Source organism: Streptomyces sp. NPDC002574 (genome assembly GCF_042889545.1).
Classification (GTDB): Bacteria; Actinomycetota; Actinomycetes; order Streptomycetales; family Streptomycetaceae; genus Actinacidiphila.
Genome location: NZ_JBIARB010000011.1, coordinates 261,313 through 277,660, shown reverse-complemented (window position 1 = coordinate 277,660; position 16,348 = coordinate 261,313). Strand labels below are relative to the sequence as shown.

Annotated in this window: 16 protein-coding genes; 11 read left to right on the top strand and 5 right to left on the bottom strand. The window is 71.6% G+C overall.

Features of this window, described 5'->3' with window-relative positions:
* Positions 1-218: 218 nt before the first annotated feature.
* The 8 genes from ACFYXS_RS27500 to ACFYXS_RS27465 all read left to right on the top strand — a co-directional run bounded on the left by ACFYXS_RS27500 (position 219) and on the right by ACFYXS_RS27465 (position 9,313).
* Positions 219-1,514, top strand: a complete 1,296-nt coding sequence (locus tag ACFYXS_RS27500) for an extracellular solute-binding protein (protein ID WP_389252834.1) — start codon at positions 219-221, stop codon at positions 1,512-1,514.
* The gene (locus ACFYXS_RS27495; RefSeq protein ID WP_389252832.1) at positions 1,511-2,413 is read left to right on the top strand and encodes a carbohydrate ABC transporter permease; all 903 of its coding nucleotides are present in this window, start codon (positions 1,511-1,513) and stop codon (positions 2,411-2,413) included. Before ACFYXS_RS27500 ends, ACFYXS_RS27495 begins: the two co-directional genes overlap by 4 nt.
* Before the next feature lie 53 nt (positions 2,414-2,466).
* On the top strand, positions 2,467-3,231 hold the full coding sequence (locus ACFYXS_RS27490; protein WP_389252926.1) for a carbohydrate ABC transporter permease: 765 nt from the start codon (positions 2,467-2,469) through the stop codon (positions 3,229-3,231).
* A 175-nt stretch (positions 3,232-3,406) separates the two neighbouring features.
* A complete protein-coding gene (gene yicI / locus ACFYXS_RS27485; RefSeq protein ID WP_389252830.1) occupies positions 3,407-5,683 on the top strand; it encodes an alpha-xylosidase in 2,277 nt (758 codons plus the stop codon).
* A gap of 47 nt (positions 5,684-5,730) precedes the next feature.
* Entirely contained in the window at positions 5,731-6,741 is a 1,011-nt protein-coding gene (locus tag ACFYXS_RS27480; RefSeq protein ID WP_389252828.1) for a LacI family DNA-binding transcriptional regulator, read from the top strand.
* 150 nt (positions 6,742-6,891) lie between these two features.
* Positions 6,892-7,728: a polysaccharide deacetylase family protein gene (locus ACFYXS_RS27475; RefSeq protein WP_389252826.1), complete on the top strand. Its 837-nt coding sequence runs from the start codon at positions 6,892-6,894 to the stop codon at positions 7,726-7,728.
* Between the two features lie 134 nt (positions 7,729-7,862).
* A complete protein-coding gene (locus ACFYXS_RS27470) occupies positions 7,863-8,297 on the top strand; it encodes a hypothetical protein (RefSeq protein WP_389252824.1) in 435 nt (144 codons plus the stop codon).
* Positions 8,298-8,320: 23 nt separating this feature from the next.
* Positions 8,321-9,313, top strand: a complete 993-nt coding sequence (locus ACFYXS_RS27465; RefSeq protein WP_389252822.1) for an alpha/beta fold hydrolase — start codon at positions 8,321-8,323, stop codon at positions 9,311-9,313.
* A 34-nt stretch (positions 9,314-9,347) separates the two neighbouring features.
* Here ACFYXS_RS27465 and ACFYXS_RS27460 read toward each other — a convergent pair whose 3' ends face one another.
* Complete coding sequence (locus tag ACFYXS_RS27460; RefSeq protein ID WP_389252820.1) at positions 9,348-11,486, bottom strand: SpoIIE family protein phosphatase; 2,139 nt, start codon at positions 11,484-11,486, stop codon at positions 9,348-9,350.
* Between the two features lie 154 nt (positions 11,487-11,640).
* Positions 11,641-12,435: an FAD-dependent oxidoreductase gene (locus ACFYXS_RS27455; protein ID WP_389252817.1), complete on the bottom strand. Its 795-nt coding sequence runs from the start codon at positions 12,433-12,435 to the stop codon at positions 11,641-11,643.
* Between the two features lie 20 nt (positions 12,436-12,455).
* Between ACFYXS_RS27455 and ACFYXS_RS27450 the strand changes: the two genes are divergently transcribed.
* Entirely contained in the window at positions 12,456-12,653 is a 198-nt protein-coding gene (locus ACFYXS_RS27450) for a helix-turn-helix domain-containing protein (protein ID WP_389252815.1), read from the top strand.
* Between the two features lie 27 nt (positions 12,654-12,680).
* Here the strand turns inward: ACFYXS_RS27450 and ACFYXS_RS27445 are convergent, their stop codons facing one another.
* The 3 genes from ACFYXS_RS27445 to ACFYXS_RS27435 all read right to left on the bottom strand — a co-directional run bounded on the left by ACFYXS_RS27445 (position 12,681) and on the right by ACFYXS_RS27435 (position 14,710).
* Positions 12,681-13,151, bottom strand: a complete 471-nt coding sequence (locus ACFYXS_RS27445) for a Fur family transcriptional regulator (protein ID WP_389252812.1) — start codon at positions 13,149-13,151, stop codon at positions 12,681-12,683.
* On the bottom strand, positions 13,148-13,390 hold the full coding sequence (locus ACFYXS_RS27440) for a DUF2180 family protein (protein ID WP_389252810.1): 243 nt from the start codon (positions 13,388-13,390) through the stop codon (positions 13,148-13,150). The genes ACFYXS_RS27445 and ACFYXS_RS27440 overlap by 4 nt, the downstream gene beginning before the upstream one ends.
* A 99-nt stretch (positions 13,391-13,489) precedes the next feature.
* Positions 13,490-14,710, bottom strand: a complete 1,221-nt coding sequence (locus ACFYXS_RS27435) for a PucR family transcriptional regulator (RefSeq protein ID WP_389252808.1) — start codon at positions 14,708-14,710, stop codon at positions 13,490-13,492.
* Between the two features lie 327 nt (positions 14,711-15,037).
* Here ACFYXS_RS27435 and ACFYXS_RS27430 point away from each other — a divergent pair, with 327 nt between their 5' ends.
* Together ACFYXS_RS27430 and ACFYXS_RS27425 are read left to right on the top strand one after the other, a co-directional pair.
* Positions 15,038-15,430 (top strand): hypothetical protein, encoded by a 393-nt coding sequence (locus ACFYXS_RS27430; RefSeq protein ID WP_389252806.1) that lies wholly within the window; start codon positions 15,038-15,040, stop codon positions 15,428-15,430.
* Between the two features lie 26 nt (positions 15,431-15,456).
* Positions 15,457-16,326: an alpha/beta fold hydrolase gene (locus tag ACFYXS_RS27425; RefSeq protein ID WP_389252804.1), complete on the top strand. Its 870-nt coding sequence runs from the start codon at positions 15,457-15,459 to the stop codon at positions 16,324-16,326.
* Positions 16,327-16,348 lie beyond the last annotated feature (22 nt).

The window sequence follows — 16,348 nt, the reverse complement described above, 5'->3', positions numbered from 1 at the left end:
TGCCGCAGGGAGGTCCGCGCTGGTGGCCGGGGTGGCGGCGGTGCCGCTCACCTGCTGCCGGCCGCCCGCTGGAAATCGCTGGTCGTTGATTTGTTAACACCATTGACATATGACCCGCCCCTGCATACGGTCCTGCGTCGAAGCGCTTCGACGCGTCCCATCGAATCCATTCGACGGGACGTCTCTCCGTTCGTACAGCCCAGGTGGAGGTCACTTCAATGTTGAAGGTGCGCAGACCGGCAGCTCTCGCGGCAGCTGCCCTGGCGGGCGTCCTGCTCATCACGTCGTGCGGAAGTTCCGGCGGCAGCGAGGAGGGCGACGGCAAGACCCTCAAGCTCTGGCACTACGAGGCCCCGAACAGCGCGATGGGCGTCGCCTGGGACCAGGCGATAGCGGAGTTCAAGAAGTCGCACCCCGGCGTCAAGGTGGAGTTCGAGGCGAAGGGCTTCGAGCAGGTCCAGAAGACCGCCTCGATGGTGCTCAACTCCAGCAACGCCCCTGACGTCATGGAGTACAACAAGGGCAACGCCACCGCCGGCCTGCTGGCCAAGCAGGGCCTGCTCACCGACCTCACCCCGCAGGTCACCAAGTACGGCTGGGACAAGCTGCTCAGCCCCAGCGTGACCACCACCAGCCGCTACGACGCCAAGGGCGTCATGGGCTCGGGGAACTGGTACGGCATCCCCAACTTCGGCGAGTACACGATGGTGTACTACAACAAGGACCTGTTCAAGAAGAACGGCGTCCAGGTCCCCACCACGTTCGAGGAGTTCGAGCAGGCGCTGGCCGCCTTCAAGGCCAAGGGCATCACCCCGCTCGCCAACGGAGGCGCGGAGTACCCGGCCCACCAGTACCTCTACCAGCTGGCGCTGACCAAGGCCGACCGCAGCTGGGTCGACTCCTTCGAGCTCTACAAGGGCAAGACCGACTTCCACGACGCCGCCTGGACGTACGCCGCCAACACCCTCTCGGACTGGGTGAAGAAGGGCTACATCGCCAAGACGAGCAGCGGCGCCAAGGCCGAGGACGCCGGTGTCTCCTTCATCAGCGGCAAGTCCCCGATCTTCTTCTCCGGCAGTTGGTGGTACGGGCGCTTCCGCGACGAGAACAAGTTCCAGTGGGGCTCGTTCCTCTTCCCCGGCAGCAAGCTCACCCTCGGCTCCGGCGGCAACCTCTGGGTCGTCCCGAAGAACGCCAAGAACAAGCAGCTGGCCTACGACTTCATCGACATCACGATGAAGAAGGGGATCCAGAACACCCTCGGCAACAACGGCGGCGTGCCCGTCGCGGCCGAGCCCACGGCGATCACCGACCCCAGCTCCAAGGAACTGATCGAGAACTTCAACAAGGTCTCGTCCCAGGACGGTCTGGCGTTCTACCCGGACTGGCCGGTCCCCGGCTTCTACGACGTGCTCGTCTCCGAGACCCAGAAGCTGATCACCGGCAGCGGGAGCCCGGACGAGGTGCTCGACGACCTGCAGAAGGCCTATGACGCGGGTGCGCCCACGTCATGAGTGCCCGACCCCTCCGGCTGCGCAACCCGTACGCGCTGTACCTGATCCCCGGTGTCCTCGCCTTCCTGGCGGTCATCGTCGTGCCGTTCGTGATGAACATCTACTTCAGCTTCACGCACTGGCAGGGCGTCGGCTCCCCGGCATGGGCGGGCCTGGACAACTACCGGGAGCTGATGAAGGACTCGCGCTTCTGGGAGTCCTTCCGGCACAGCCTCGCCATGGTCGTGGCGATGGCGGTGATCCCGACCGCCGTCGGCCTCGTCGTCGCCGCGACCCTGTTCGACTTCATCGGCAAACACTTCGGATCGAAGCTGGCCAGCGTGCTGCGCGCCTGCTTCTACCTGCCCCAGGTCCTGCCCATCACGGTCGCCGGCATCGTGTGGAGCTGGATCCTCGCCCCCGAGAACGGCTCGCTCAACGAGCTGCTCAAGGCGGTGGGCCTGGGCTCGCTCCAGCAGGACTGGCTGGGCGACCCGAAGTTCGCGCTCTGGAGCGTGATGGCCGTGATGGTGTGGGTGCAGCTGGGCTTCCCCGTCGTGATCTTCATGGCGGGACTCCAGCGGGCCGACCCGGCGCTCTACGAGGCGGCCGAGCTGGACGGGACGAACTGGTGGCAGCGTTTCTGGCACGTGACGCTGCCCCAGATCCGCCCCGAGATCTACGTGGTGATGCTCTGGTGCACCATCGCCGCGCTGAAGGTCTTCGGTGCCGTGTACGTCCTCACCAAGGGCGGACCGGCGGACGCGACCATCGTCCCGTCGTACTTCTCGTTCGCCACGTTCTTCGAGAAGACCGACGTCGGCTACGGCTCGACGATCGCGACGGTGCTCACCTTGATCATCCTGGCGCTGACCATGGTCGGCCTGCGCTTCCAGACCCGCGCGGAGGACGCCCAGTGACCGCGGCAAAGCGCTACCCCGTACTGGTGGCGATCATCCTCGGCGCGATCTTCATGGTGCTGCCGCTCCTGATCGTGCTCAACAACGCGCTGAAGTCGCCCGCCGACTACTCCGCGCACGGCCCGCTCGCCCTGCCCCACGGCCTCCACTTCGACGCGCTCTCGGACTTCTGGACGCGGGTCGACTTCGGGCAGATGCTGGTGAACTCGGTGCTGATCTCCGGCCTGGTGGCCGTGTTCGGCGTGGTCCTGTCGGTGCTCAACGCGTACGCGATCGGCATCGGCAGGATCAAGGGACGCGCGTGGATCCTCGCCTTCTTCGTGCTGGCCAACGTGCTGCCGCAGGAGGCCCTGGTCTACCCGCTGTACTACCTGTCCAAGCAGGTCGGCCTCTACGACACCCGGGTCAGCCTGATCATCGTCTTCAGCGTCATCCAGGCGGCGTTCGGCACCTATCTGCTCTCCTCGGTGCTGGGGGCCTTCCCCAAGGAGGTCATCGAGGCCGCCCGGATCGACGGCGCCAACAGCTGGCAGATCCTGTGGCGGATGGTGGTCCCGATCAGCCGGCCCACCCTCGGCGTCCTGATGGTGTTCTTCTTCATCTGGACCTGGAACGAGTTCCTGCTGCCCCTGGTCATGCTGCCGTCGAACGACAACCAGACCGTCTCGGTCGCGCTCGGCGTCCTGCAGGGCCAGCGGCTGATGGACGCGACGATGACCAACGCGGCCGGCCTGCTCGGCGCGCTGCCCGCCATCGTCTTCTTCCTGGTCTTCCAGCGGACCCTGACCCGCGGCATCGCCGTGGGCGCGGTGAAGTGACGCGGCCGCGGGCCGCCACCGGCACCGCCCGCCCGCGGGGCGGCCGACCACCGTCCCGCGGGCCCCGCCCCGCCGCTCTGCCTCCCGCCCTCCCTCCCCGGGCCGGAGGCAGAGCCCCCCATGCCTCTTACACGTACCGAGAACGCCGGTGGCACCCACCGGGAAAGGCATCTCCATGAAGTTCACCGACGGGTACTGGCTGCTGCGCGAAGGCGTCACGGCGGCGTACCCGGCAGAGGTCCTCGATGCCGTCCCCGGAAACGGCACGCTCCGGATCTACGCCCCCACCCAGCACATCCGGCACCGCGGCGACACCCTCAAGGGCCCGGTCGTCACCGTCGACTGCACCGCGCCGATGCCGGGGGTGATCGGGGTGCGCGTCACCCACTTCGAGGGCGGCGCCCCGACCGGCCCGCACTTCGAGCTGCACGAGCTGCCGCACGAGCCCGTGGTGACCGTCGACGACAAGGAAGCCGTCCTCACCTCCGGCGAGTTGAGCGTGCGCTTCGCCCGCGACGGCGAGTGGCGGATGGAGTTCCGCGACGCCGACGACCGCACGATCACCAGCAGCGACGTCAAGGCCATGGCGCTGATGAGCACCGCCGACGGCGGGCACCACGTCCGCGAGCAACTGCGCCTCGGCGTCGGCACCTCCGTCTACGGCCTCGGCGAGCGCTTCGGGCCGCTTGTCAAGAACGGCCAGACCGTGGACATCTGGAACGCCGACGGCGGCACCAGCAGCGAACAGAGTTACAAGAACGTCCCGTTCTACCTGACCGACGCCGGCTACGGCGTCTTCGTCGACGATCCCGGCAAGGTCTCCTTCGAGGTCGCCTCGGAGCAGGTCTCCCGCGTCCAGTTCAGCGCCGAGCGCCAGCAGTTGCAGTACTACGTCATCCACGGCCCCTCGCCCAAGGAGATCCTGCGCAAGTACACCGCGCTCACCGGCCGGCCGGCCCTGCCGCCCGCCTGGTCCTTCGGGCTCTGGCTGACGACGTCGTTCACCACCTCCTACGACGAGCAGACCGTCACCGGATTCGTCGAGGGCATGGCCGAGCGCGACCTTCCGCTGTCGGCCTTCCACTTCGACTGCTTCTGGATGCGCGAGTTCAACTGGTGCGACTTCGAGTGGGACCCGCGGGTCTTCCCCGACCCCGAGGGGATGCTGCGCCGGCTCAAGGAGCGCGACCTGCACATCTGCGTGTGGATCAACCCCTACATCGCCCAGCGGTCCCCGCTGTTCGCCGAGGGCAAGGCCGCCGGCTACCTGCTCAAGCGCCCTGACGGCAGCGTCTGGCAGTGGGACCTGTGGCAGCCCGGCATGGCCCTGGTCGACTTCACCAACCCCGATGCCTGCGCCTGGTACGCGGGCAAGCTCGAGGCGCTGCTCGACATGGGCGTGGACTGCTTCAAGACCGACTTCGGCGAGCGCGTGCCCACCGACGTCGCGTACTTCGACGGCTCCGACCCCGAGCGCATGCACAACTACTACACGCAGCTCTACAACAAGACCGTCTTCGACGTGCTGCGCGAGCACCGCGGCGAGGGCGAGGCCGTGCTGTTCGCCCGCTCGGCCACGGCCGGCGGCCAGCAGTTCCCGGTGCACTGGGGCGGCGACTGCGAGTCCACGTACGAGTCGATGGCCGAGTCGCTGCGCGGCGGCCTGTCGCTCGGCCTGTCCGGCTTCGGCTACTGGAGCCACGACATCGGCGGCTTCGAGGGCCTGCCCGACGCGGGTCTGTTCAAGCGCTGGACCGCCTTCGGCATGCTCTCCTCGCACAGCCGGCTGCACGGCTCCTCGTCCTACCGCGTGCCGTGGCTCTTCGACGAGGAGGCGGTGGATGTACTGCGCCACTTCACCAAGCTCAAGCTGGGCCTGATGCCCTACCTCTACGGGGCCGCCCACCAGGCGCACACCGAGGGCGTCCCGATGATGCGCGCCATGGTGCTGGAGTTCCCGGACGACCCGGGCTGCGCGCCGCTGGACCGCCAGTACATGCTCGGCGGCGACCTGCTGGTGGCGCCGGTGTTCTCCGAGAACGGCGAGGTGTCGTACTACGTGCCCGAGGGCACCTGGACCCACTTCACGACCGGGGAGCAGGTCACCGGCCCGCGCTGGGTGCGCGAGACGCACGACTACCTCAGCGTGCCGCTGCTGGCCCGGCCCGGCGCCGCGATCCCGGTGGGCGCGGTCACCGACCGCCCCGACTACGTGTGGGCGGACGACGTGACCGTCCGGGTCTTCGAACCGGCCGACGGCTCCCGGACCACCGTCCGGATCCCCGGCGATGACGGCTCGGCCGCGGCCGAGATCACCGTCGTGCGCGACGGCGCCACGCTGCGGGCCGAGACCTCCGACGCCCGCTTCCCGTGGGGCGTCGAGGTGGCGGGCGGACCCTCCGCCCGTGCGGCGGCAGGTACGACGGTGCTCACGCTGGACCTCTCCGCCTAGCCGGGGACAAGGGACAAGGGGCAAGGGACGAGGGGCAAGGGAGTCTCATGGTCAAGATCACCGATGTCGCGCGGCACGCGCAGGTGTCCCCGAGCACCGTCAGCTACGCGCTGAGCGGCAAGCGGCCGATCTCGCCGGAGACCCGGGAGCGCATCGAGAACAGCATCCGTGAACTGGGCTACCGGCCGCACGCCGGTGCCCGTTCGCTGGCCAGCAGCAGGTCACGGGTGCTGGGTCTGGTGCTGCCCCTGCGCAAGGGCATCCACGTGCCGGTGGTCATGCAGTTCGCGACCTCCGTGCTGACCGCGGCCCGCGAACACGACCACGATGTCCTCCTCCTCACCCAGAGCGAGGGGGAGGAGGGCATCATGCGGGTCGCCGAGAGCGCCATGGCGGACGCGTTCATCATCATGGACGTCGAGCTGGAGGACCGCAGGCTCCCGTTGCTGCGGACCATGGACCGCCCGTCCGTGCTCATCGGCTTCCCGTCCGACCCGGCCGGACTCACCGGCGTCGACCTGGACTTCGCGGAGGCCGGCGAGGCGTGTGTGGAACACCTCGCCTCGCTCGGCCACCGCACGGTGGCCCTCGTCGGCTCACCCCCCGAGGTCTACGTCCGCGGCACCGGCTTCGCCCGCCGGGTCGCGGCCGGCTTCACGGCGGCCGCCGACCGGCTGGGCCTGCGCTCGTGCGTGCACCCGTGCCCGGAGACGCCCGCCGCCGCCCGGGCGATGGCCGAGCAACTGGTCCGGGAGCAGCCGTCGTTGACGGGGGTCGTGGTCCACAACGAACCGATCACCCAGCCCCTCATCGACGCCTTCACCGCCATGGGACTGCGGGTGCCCGAGGACATCTCGGTCACCGCGATCTGCCCCGACGAGATCGCCGAGCAGACCCCGCTGCCCATCACCTCGGTCGCCCTCCCGACGGCCGAGATCGGCACACGGGCCGTGGGCCTGCTCATGTCCAAGCTCGCCGACGACGACGTCCCCGAGACCACCGTCCTCCCGGCCCGGCTCACCGCCCGGGCCACCACGGCCCCGCCCCCGCGGGGTTAGCGCGGCTCACCAGTGGACCCTGTCGCCCGAGGTGGTGTCACGAGCGGACCTCCCGGGAGAGCCGGTCCGGGCGGGTGGCGGCCGGCACCGGAAACCGTCCGGCCACCCCAGTATGAATTTCATGTATACGGGGTGTGTATAGTCCCCGCCATGCACTTCTCCAGCCTGCGCCGACGCACTTCCGCACGCCCGCAACCCGCCTCGTCGACCCGGCGCCGCACCGCGACGGCCCTGTCCGCCGCCGCGGTGGCCTTGGCCCTGACGCTGACCGGCTGCACCCAGGTGCACACCACCTCCCCGAGCACGGTGCGCGACGCGGCGGGAAGCCACGGCACCGGAAAGTTCGGGAGCGTCGACTGCCGCAAGGCCAAGTGCATCGCCCTGACCTTCGACGCCGGGCCGAGCGCGAACAGTCCCCGCCTGCTGGACATCCTGAAGGAGAAGAAGGTGCACGCCACCTTCTTCCTGCTGGGCAAGAAGCACATCGAGCGCTACCCGGAGACGGTGAAGCGGATGGCCGCCGAGGGCCACGAGGTGGCCAGCCACACGTGGGACCACAAGATCCTCACGGACCTCGACGCCGACGGGATACGCGAGGAACTGAACCGTCCCGACGACGCCATCGAGCGGCTCACCGGCCACCGCCCCACCCTGGTGCGCCCGCCGCAGGGCCGCACCAACGACACCGTCCAGGGAGTCGCCCGCGAGCTGGGGCTCTCCGAGGTGCTGTGGAGCGTCACGGCCAAGGACTTCGCGACCAACGACTCCGCCCTGATCACCAAGCGCGTCCTGGACCAGGCGGACCGTGACGGCATCATCCTGCTGCACGACCTCGTCCCCGCCGCCGGCTCGCCCGGCTACCGGGGCACCCTGCCCGCCGTGCCCGGCATCATCGACGCGCTCAGGCAGCGCGGCTTCACCTTCGTCACCGTCCCGCAGCTGCTCGCCCCGGGCACCCCGGCCCCCGGCGCCGTCTACCGGCCCTGACCCGCGCCCCCGCGCGACCGCGGACCCCGGCGGCGGGATCCGAGGGCACGTCGTCCCGATGCGGAGGGCCGCCGCGCGCCGCGCGGCGGCACCGTGGTCCTGACGGGGGCATCCGCCGCCGGGGAGTGAGGCGGATGGCCGGAAGCGGGGTCGCACCGAACACCGTGGGCCCGCCGCGCGGCTGCCGTTCCCCCGCGCGCCACGGGCGATTCTGGGAGCACGGCGCGCCCTGGCCGGCCGGGCTCCGGCTGCGGCACCCCCACGGCGTGCTGATCCGCGTCCACTTCCTGGTCGCCGGTGACGCCACCGCCGTGCAAGCGGAGTTCCGCGCCCGGCTGTGGGCCTCGCGGCTCGTCGACCTCGCGCGGTGGCGGGACGCACTCGTCGACGCCCCCTGGGCCGAGGTACGGCGGCTGCGGCAGGACCTCATCGGGAACGTGGAGCTCACCGGTCCCTTCCCCGGAGCGTCCCGGCGCGCCGGACTCACTCCGATGCCGCGCCGTTTTCACCCGGTCGGACAGCATGGCCGGGCCCGGACCCGCCGATGCCTGAACGCTGGTGTGCCATAGGCCCCAAGGGAAGCGAGAACGGCATGACGGCATCTCCGGTCCTCGGCTCGCGACGGCGTGCGCGCCGCTCCCACCTCGCCGCGGCGGCGGCCGCCGCGGCCCTGTGCGCCGCGGCCGCCACCCCGGCCACCCCTGCCGCCGCCGACGGCGACACCAGCGGCGGCAAGCCCACCGTCGTCCTCATCCATGGGGCGTTCGCGGACGCCTCCAGCTGGAACGGGGTCGCGGAACGGCTCGAACGCCGCGGCTACACGGTCATGGCCCCCGCCAACCCGCTGCGCGGCCTGTACAACGACGCGACCTACATCTCGTCGGTACTGGACTCCGTCAAGGGCCCGGTGGTGCTGGCCGGCCACTCCTACGGCGGCGCCGTGATCAGCTCGGCCGCGGCGGGGCACTCCCAGGTCAAGGCCCTGGTCTATATCGATGCCCTGATGCCCGACGTCGGCGAGAGCGGCGCGTCGCTGGGCGCCCGGTTCCCCAGCGCCCTGGGTACCGCGACCAGGTCCGTCCCCTACCAGGAGGGCCACGGGCAGAGCGGCACCGATCTGTACCTCAAGCGCGACAAGGTGTACCCGGTCTTCGCCGCCTGCCTGCCGGAGAGCCAGGCCGACCTGCTGGGCGTCACCCAGCGGCCCGCGGCCACCACCGCGTTCTCCGAGACGGCCAAGGTCGCGGCGTGGAAGACCATCCCGTCCTGGGCCATGATCGGCCGCCAGGACATGACCATCAGCCCGGAGCAGGAGCGCTTCCAGGCCCGCCGTGCGCACTCGCACACGGTGGAGATCAACTCCTGCCACGTCTCCCTGATCGCCCACCCGGACGCCGTCACCGACCTGATCCTGCAGGCCGCCACCGCGTCCGGGACCGGGTCCGCGGGCCCGTCGCTGGCGGACACCGGTTCCGTCGCGCCCCGGCGTGAACTCACCGGCCTCGGCGGCGTCGCCGGCGTGTCCCTGGTCGCCGGCGCGGGCGCCGTCCTCGTCGGCCGCCGCCTGCGCCGCCGCTCCCGCTGACGGGCCGCCCCGGGGAGCGCGCGGGCCGGGACCGTCACCGGCCGCGCTCCTCGGGGCCGACCAGCAGGAGCGCGATGTCGTCGCGGCCCCGGTCCGTGCCGCGCGCCTCGCGGATGAGTCCGTCCGCAAGCGCGTCGAGGGAATCCGCGGGTGCGGCGGCGAGACGGTCGGCGAGTTCGTGAACTGCGGTGCCGATGTCCGTGCCGGGGCGCTCGACGAGGCCGTCGGTGTACAGCAGGAGCACCGCCCCCGGCGGCAACGGGATCTCGGCGGCCGGGTACTGGGCGTCGGCCTCGACGCCGAGGAGGATCCCCGAGGGCGCCTGCACGATCTCGGCACCGCCGCCCGGGTGGCGCACGATCGCGGGCAGATGGCCCGCGCTGGCCAGCGTCGCCCGCTGCCGGGGGAGGTCGAGCCGTGCGTACAGGCAACTGGTGAACAGATCGGTCTCGAGGTCCTCGAACAGCCGGTTGATGCGTGCCAGGACCTGACCGGGCGGAGCACCGGTGCTGGCGTGGGCGTGGACGGCGGTGCGCACCTGGCCCATGAGCGCGGCGGCACCGACGTTGTGCCCCTGGACGTCGCCGATCACCGCGGCCACCGCCGAACCGTCGAGGCGGATCAGGTCGTAGAAGTCCCCGCCGATGTCCATCCCGCGGGTCGCGGGCAGATAGCGCGCCGCCACGCGCAGCCCCGGGACGTCCGGCAGGGACCGCGGCAGCAGCGCGTTCTGCAGCACGTGCGCGAGCCGGTTCTTGGCGTCGAAGAGCCTGGCGCGTTCCAGGGCCTGGGCGATCATGCCCGCGAGCGAGGTCAGCGCCGCGCGGTCGTCGGGACCGAAGGTGCGGCCGTCGGCATAGCCGAGGACGCAGTAGCCGATCGTCCGTCCGGAGGCGTTCAGCGGCAGGAACGCCCAGCCGTCCATCTCCCGGTAGAGGGCGATGTCGGGGTGGGCGCGGCGGAGCTCGTCCGGCCGGGAGAAGAAGGCGGGCACGCCTGTTTCGACCACCTGCGCGCCCTGGGTGCCGGCCGCCAGCGGCAGGTGCTCGAAGTACGCGGTGCTGCTGGGCGAGAAGCCGCGGGTGGCCAGGATCTCGATGCGTCCCTCGTCGGCGGTCAGCAGCCCGAAGCCGTCGGCGCCGAGCACGGGCATGATCTGGTCGGTCACGGCCGCGGTCACGTCCCGCAGGTCGACCGCCTCGGTGAGCCCCGCCGAGATGTAGAGCAGGTGGTACAGCGCGCCGGCCCGGGAGGGCGCTGTCGCCGAGGGGGCGGAGCGCCAGGCCGGGTTCCCCTCGGGCGCCCCGGCCGGCCGGACCCGGACGCTGATGCCGGTGGCGTCCGGGCTCAGCAGGAACGACAGCCAGCGGTCCGGCGGACGCAGGGCGGTGAACCGGGAGGGCAGCCGGCTGAACAGCGCCCCGAGATACGGATCTTCGAAGGCCGGATCGTCGAGCCAGGGCAGGGTCTCCCAGGGGCGGGTGCGCATGAGGTCGCCCTTCGTCCGGCCCAGCAGCTCCGCCGCGCGGGCGTTGAGGAACGTGACGCGGCCGTCCAGGTCGAGCGAGAGCACCCCCACCGCCAGGCGCTCGGTGAGATCGGCCGCCGCCTGGGCCTCGGCGGGCGGGTGGCGTGCGGGGGCTGCGGCGGGCAGCACCCGGGGCACGGGCGCCGGGCGCAGGGCGTCACCGCTCGCGGCGGCGCGGGCCAATGCCCGGCTCATCCGGTCCGCGGCGGCGGTGACGGCGGACTCCTCGCCGGGAGCGAGGTGTTCGGCCCGCGTGCCCGGCCACAGCATCTGCAGCGCGCCCCACTTCGTGCCGTCCGTCGCCAGCGGCATGACGATCATGGCCAGTTCGTAGGGCAGGGCGTACGCGGTGCGCGCGAACCGCCGGGCGAGTTCCGCGTGGCCGCGCACCCACACCGGGCGTCCCTCGCGGACGGCCGTGGCCACCGGGACGGGAGCCGCCAGCGCGAGCCGGGACCACGGCCCGACCACCCGGGCCGACAGACCCGTCACCACCTCCATGCGGAGCGCCTGCTCCTCCGGGACCAGGAGGAACACGGCCGCCGCGTGCGACCCCGTGGCCCGCACCGCGTCGGCGAGTGCGCGGTCCAGCTCGGCCGCCGCACCACGTGAGCCGTCCGGTCCCGGACGATGCCCGCCCGTCATCGACCCGCCCCTGACGGCGCCACCGCGGACGGTCGCCGCCGGGGAGCGCCGGACCGGCGCGACCGGGGCTCTGCCATAACGGGACGATATCCCCGCCACCCGCCTCGGGGCATCCGGGCCCGGGGCGGGGACGGCGACGGCCCGCCGGGACGGGTCAGGAAGCGGAACGCACCTCGTTGAAGGCGTCGGTGGAGCTGGGGTGGGTGTAGACGGTGTCGCGCCGTTCGCGTGCGGTGACGCCGTGCCGGACGGCCAGCGCGACCGTGTTGATCAGTTCCTGGGAGTCGACGCTGATCAGGGCCGCGCCGAGGACCCGGTCGGTGACCTGGTCGATCACGAACTTCATGAGGCCCCGGGTCTCCCCGACGATCTTCGCCCGGGGCATCGAGGCGATCTGCGCCACGGGCTTCGCGGCCACCCGTACGTCGTGACCGAGGTCGCGGGCCTCGCGTTCGGTGAGGCCGACCCGGGACAGCGGAGGCGTCGTGAAGACGGTGTACGGCACGGCGACCCGGTCGGCCGTGGTGCGCTCGTCCGAGCCGAGGAGGTGGTCCGCGACGATCCGGCTGTCGTCCAGCGAGAGGTAGGCGAACTGCGGGCCGCCGTTGACGTCCCCGACGGCGTAGACGTGCGGCTGGCTGGTGCGCAGGTGCTCGTCGACCTCGATCGCGCCGGAGGGCGTGGTGCGGATCCCCGCCGCCTCCAGGTTGAGTCCGTCGGTGGCGGGCCTGCGGCCGGTGGCGACGAGCACGGCCTCCGCGTCGACGGTGTACTCCTCGTCGCCCAGCAGGTGGTGCACGGTGGCGTGCCCGGGCCCGTCGGTGACCCGGGTGACCCGGGCGCCCGTGACGAACGCGACGCCGTCGTCCTGGAGGATCCCCACGACGGTGCCGGCCACATCGGCGTCCCCGCGCGGCATGACCCGCGGACCCGCCTCCAGCACGGTCACACTTCGACCGCGAGACGGGGATGAACGCCGGGGAGTTCGTCACGCGGCTGCGGATGCTGCTCGCTGCCGACCTGCTCACCGGCACCGACCGCCCGGTGGGGGCGGTCGCCGCGGCCGTCGGGTACGGCTCGGAGTCGGCCTTCGGCCGGGCCTTCCGGGTGGCGACCGGCACCACGCCCGCCAGGCTGCGCAGGTCGGCCCGCGAACGGGAGCGCTGAGGCCGCTGGGCTCAGGCCCCTGAGGCGCTACGACTCGGTGGCGGACTCGCATTGGCACGGTGCGCACAGGCCCCACCAGATGATCTCGGCCTCGTCGATCACAAAGCCCTTGTCCTCCACCGGGTCCAGGCAGGGGGGCACGCCGACGGCGCAGTCGACGTCCTCGATGAGCCCGCAGCCGCGGCACACCAGGTGGTGGTGGTTGTCGCCCACGCGCAGTTCGAACCGCGCGGGGGAGCCGGCCGGCTCGATGCAGCGGATGAGCCTCGCCCGGGTCAGGTCGTCCAGCACGTTGTAGAGGCCCTGCCGTGAGAGGCGGCCGCGCGCGGTGGAGCCCGGGCCGATACGGGCCTCCAGGTCCGAGGCCGAGGAGTGGGGGTGCCCCAGCAGGGCCGTCAGGATGGCGCGGCGCTGTGCGGTGCTGCGCAGCCCCTTGCGCTTGAGCAGGTCGCCCGCGGCCTGCCCCGCCGGCCCGTCCGCAGGTGTGGGCGAGGTCAATTCTGGCCCGCCCCGGCGAGGTCGCCGCCGGTGGCGGACGTCTCGGCGGCGCGGCAGGTGGTGCAGACGAGCCTGCGTGCCGGCAGGCGGCTCGTGGCCCTCCCCAGCCCGTTCGGCTGGTGGACGAGGTGCCGGATGACCAGGGCGTGGTCCGCGCAGACGAACAGGTTGCAGCGGGAGCAGATGCCGATTTCCTCGGTGTCCCGGCGTGCTTCCTGGAGGCAGTCGTAGCACTTCACGTGGGCTCCGTGGGGGAGGTGGGGACGGGGAGGCAGCCGCGCGGGTGGGGGCACGCCTCCATGGCGGTCCTTCGACCGTAGGCCGCAGAATGGACTCGGTCACATCTGACGGGGCCGTTCGTGGCCGTTGCCCTCGAACGCCCCGGCCTCCACCAGGCCGAGCCCGAGCAGGCTCGCCGACAGGCCCGGCCAGGTGTGCACGTCCCAGCCGGTCAGCTCCCGCCACCGCGCCAGGCGGTATTTCACGGTGTTGGGGTGCAGGTGCAGCGCCCGGCCCGTCGCGGTGAGGGAGAAGCCGTTGTCGGCGAAGCCCCGCACCGTGACGGCGAGGTCGGGATGGGACGCGGCGGGCTCCGAGGCGGCCTCCAGCAGCGGCAGGAGCCGGCCGGCCTGCGGGAGCAGCGTCGCCGCGAGCCAGGCGCTGCCGAAGGACACGGGCTTCCCGTCGGCGTCCGCCAGCGCCAGCGCCTCCTGGGCGTCGACGATGCTGGCGGCCGCCCCGGCGAGTCCGGAGCGCAGCAGCCCGGTGCCGATCCGCAGGTGCGGGTCATGGCGGCGCATCGCCTCGATCAGGACGTCGACCGGCATGGACTGCACGACCGCCACCATGGTCGCGCCCCGGTTCGCGCACCGCATGTTGCCCGTACGGCGCCCGACGCGCCCGCGCAGTTCCGCGAGCTGCTCGTCCGCCCAGGCCTCGGACGGGGCGCACACCGCCTGGAAGGTCCCGGCCGGGTCGAATCCGAGGGAGTGCGCGAGCCGGGCCACGTCCACCTCGGCGGGCGACGGCGCGTACAGGCCCTCGAAGAACCGGTACGTCAGGCCGAGTTGGGCCGCCTCTTGGGCCCGGATCGTGTCGTTGTAGGCCTCGGCCGCGGCGCCGGTGGCCTGTTCGACCCAGGTCCACACGGTGCCGACCAGCCGTACCAGCTGCCGGCTGAGGTTCCCGCCGCGCGCGTCGGCGCGGGTGAGCAGGACGTTCCAGATCTCCCGGTAGCCCACGTGGAAGGCGCCGATCAGGGCCTGCAGCGGCAGGCCCTCGCGGGCGCGGTCGCGGCCCAGGGTGCGGGCGTGCTCGCTCTCCTCGGGAGAGGGCCCGCGCCGGGTGATCAGGCCGGTGAGGAGGCCCCCGAACTGCTCGAAGACGCCCGCCTCGTGCTCGTCGCGCGGCACGATGTGGTATTCCGGGATCTCCTCCCGGATGCGGTCGACGATGCCCGCGGTCAGCCGGGGCAGCTCGGCCCGGACCGACGTGCACAGATCGGCGAGGGCCTGCCAGTCGTCCCGCACGGGGCGCGAGGGCAGGGATGCAGTCGTCATGGCGGCTCACCGCTCTTTCCGCGAACAGACGCCCTCCCACCATAAGCCCGCGCATGGCCTGATTCATGTGGTGTGGCCTGCGCCTTTGCGTATTCCGCAGGGCGCCGGCGGCGGAATTCTCGCTTTCGGTGAGCCCCACGGCCCGGCGACGGAGAAAGCTGGACAGGACTTCCCCTTCCCGGGGAGACGCGGTGCGGCTTCGGCCCGCCGGGTGGGCCTGGGAGGGCGGTGCGGCGTGGTCGCGGGCCGAAGTCACCGCAGCCGGTATTGGCTGGGCGGGAAGTGACGTGGTGCGACCAGGACGTGGTGCGACGGAGGAGTGGACTCATGACGACAGCGACGGAGAGCGGCCCGGTGGCGGAGTTCCGCCGGCTCAGTGACGGTGACCCCGAGGTACAGGCCCACGGCGCCTATTTCTCCTGTACCTACCTGCTCGACATGGAGCGGCACAGCTTCCTGGTGCGGATGCACCGCGGCCGGGTGGAGGAACTGGTCACGGACCCGGAGCCGCTCACGGCGTACGACTTCGCCATCAGGGCGAGCGCCGGGACCTGGGGTGAGTTCTGCAAGCCGGTGCCCAAGCCGATGTACCACGGCATCTGGGCGGCGACCTTCCAGCGGGACATGCGCCTGGAGGGCGACCTGCTGGTCCTCATGCAGAACCTGCGCTGCCTGACCCGGCAGCTCGAACTGCTCCGCGTCACCGGGCCGCTGGGCTGACCCGCCGCCTGCCGAAAGGACCCCCGATGAGCACTCCGTCCCGCATCTCGCCGGTGACCGGCCACTACGTCACGATCGACGTGGAGGACGTCCAGTACAAGGTGTTCTACCTGGAGAGCGGCCAGGGCCAGCCGCTGGTCTGCCAGCACACCGCCGGCTGCCACAACCACCAGTGGATGGGCCTCCTGGAGGACGAGGAGATCACCGCGAACCACCGCGTCATCGCCTACGACCTCGCCCGTCACGGCAAGACCGACCCGCCGCTGAACAAGGAGTGGTGGAAGGAGGAGTACAAGCTCTCCGCCGACCACTACGTCGCCTTCATCACCGCCTTCTGCGACGCGCTCGGCCTGGACGACCCGATCTTCATGGGGTCCTCCTTCGGCGGCAACGTGGCCCTGCAACTGGCCCTGCGCCATCCCGACCGCTTCAAGGCCGTCATCCCGGTCGAGGGCGCCGACTACTCGCCCGGCTTCTACCTCGACTGGTGGCAGCACCCGCACGCCAACGCCGCCCAGGTGTGCGCCAGCGGCGTCTGGGACCTGATGGCCCCGCAGTCACCCGACAAGGACCGGTGGGCCACCTGGTTCTACTACAGCCAGGGCTCGGAGGCGTTCAAGGGGGACCTCTACTTCTACTCCGTCGACCACGACCTGCGCGGCCGGCTGGGGGAGATCGACGGCGAGCGCTGTCCGGTGATCATGATGACCGGCGAGTACGACTACCTCACCACGCCCGAGGACGGCGCCCGGACCGCGGAGCGGATCCGCGGAGCGGAGTTCATCGAGATGAAGGAGATCGGGCACTTCCCGATGAGCGAGAACTACCCGCGCTTCGCCGGGTACCTCAAGCAGGCGCTGCGCCGCATCGAGGAGCGCACCGGCGCCTCCCGCTGACCGTCCGGGCCGGCCCCCGGGC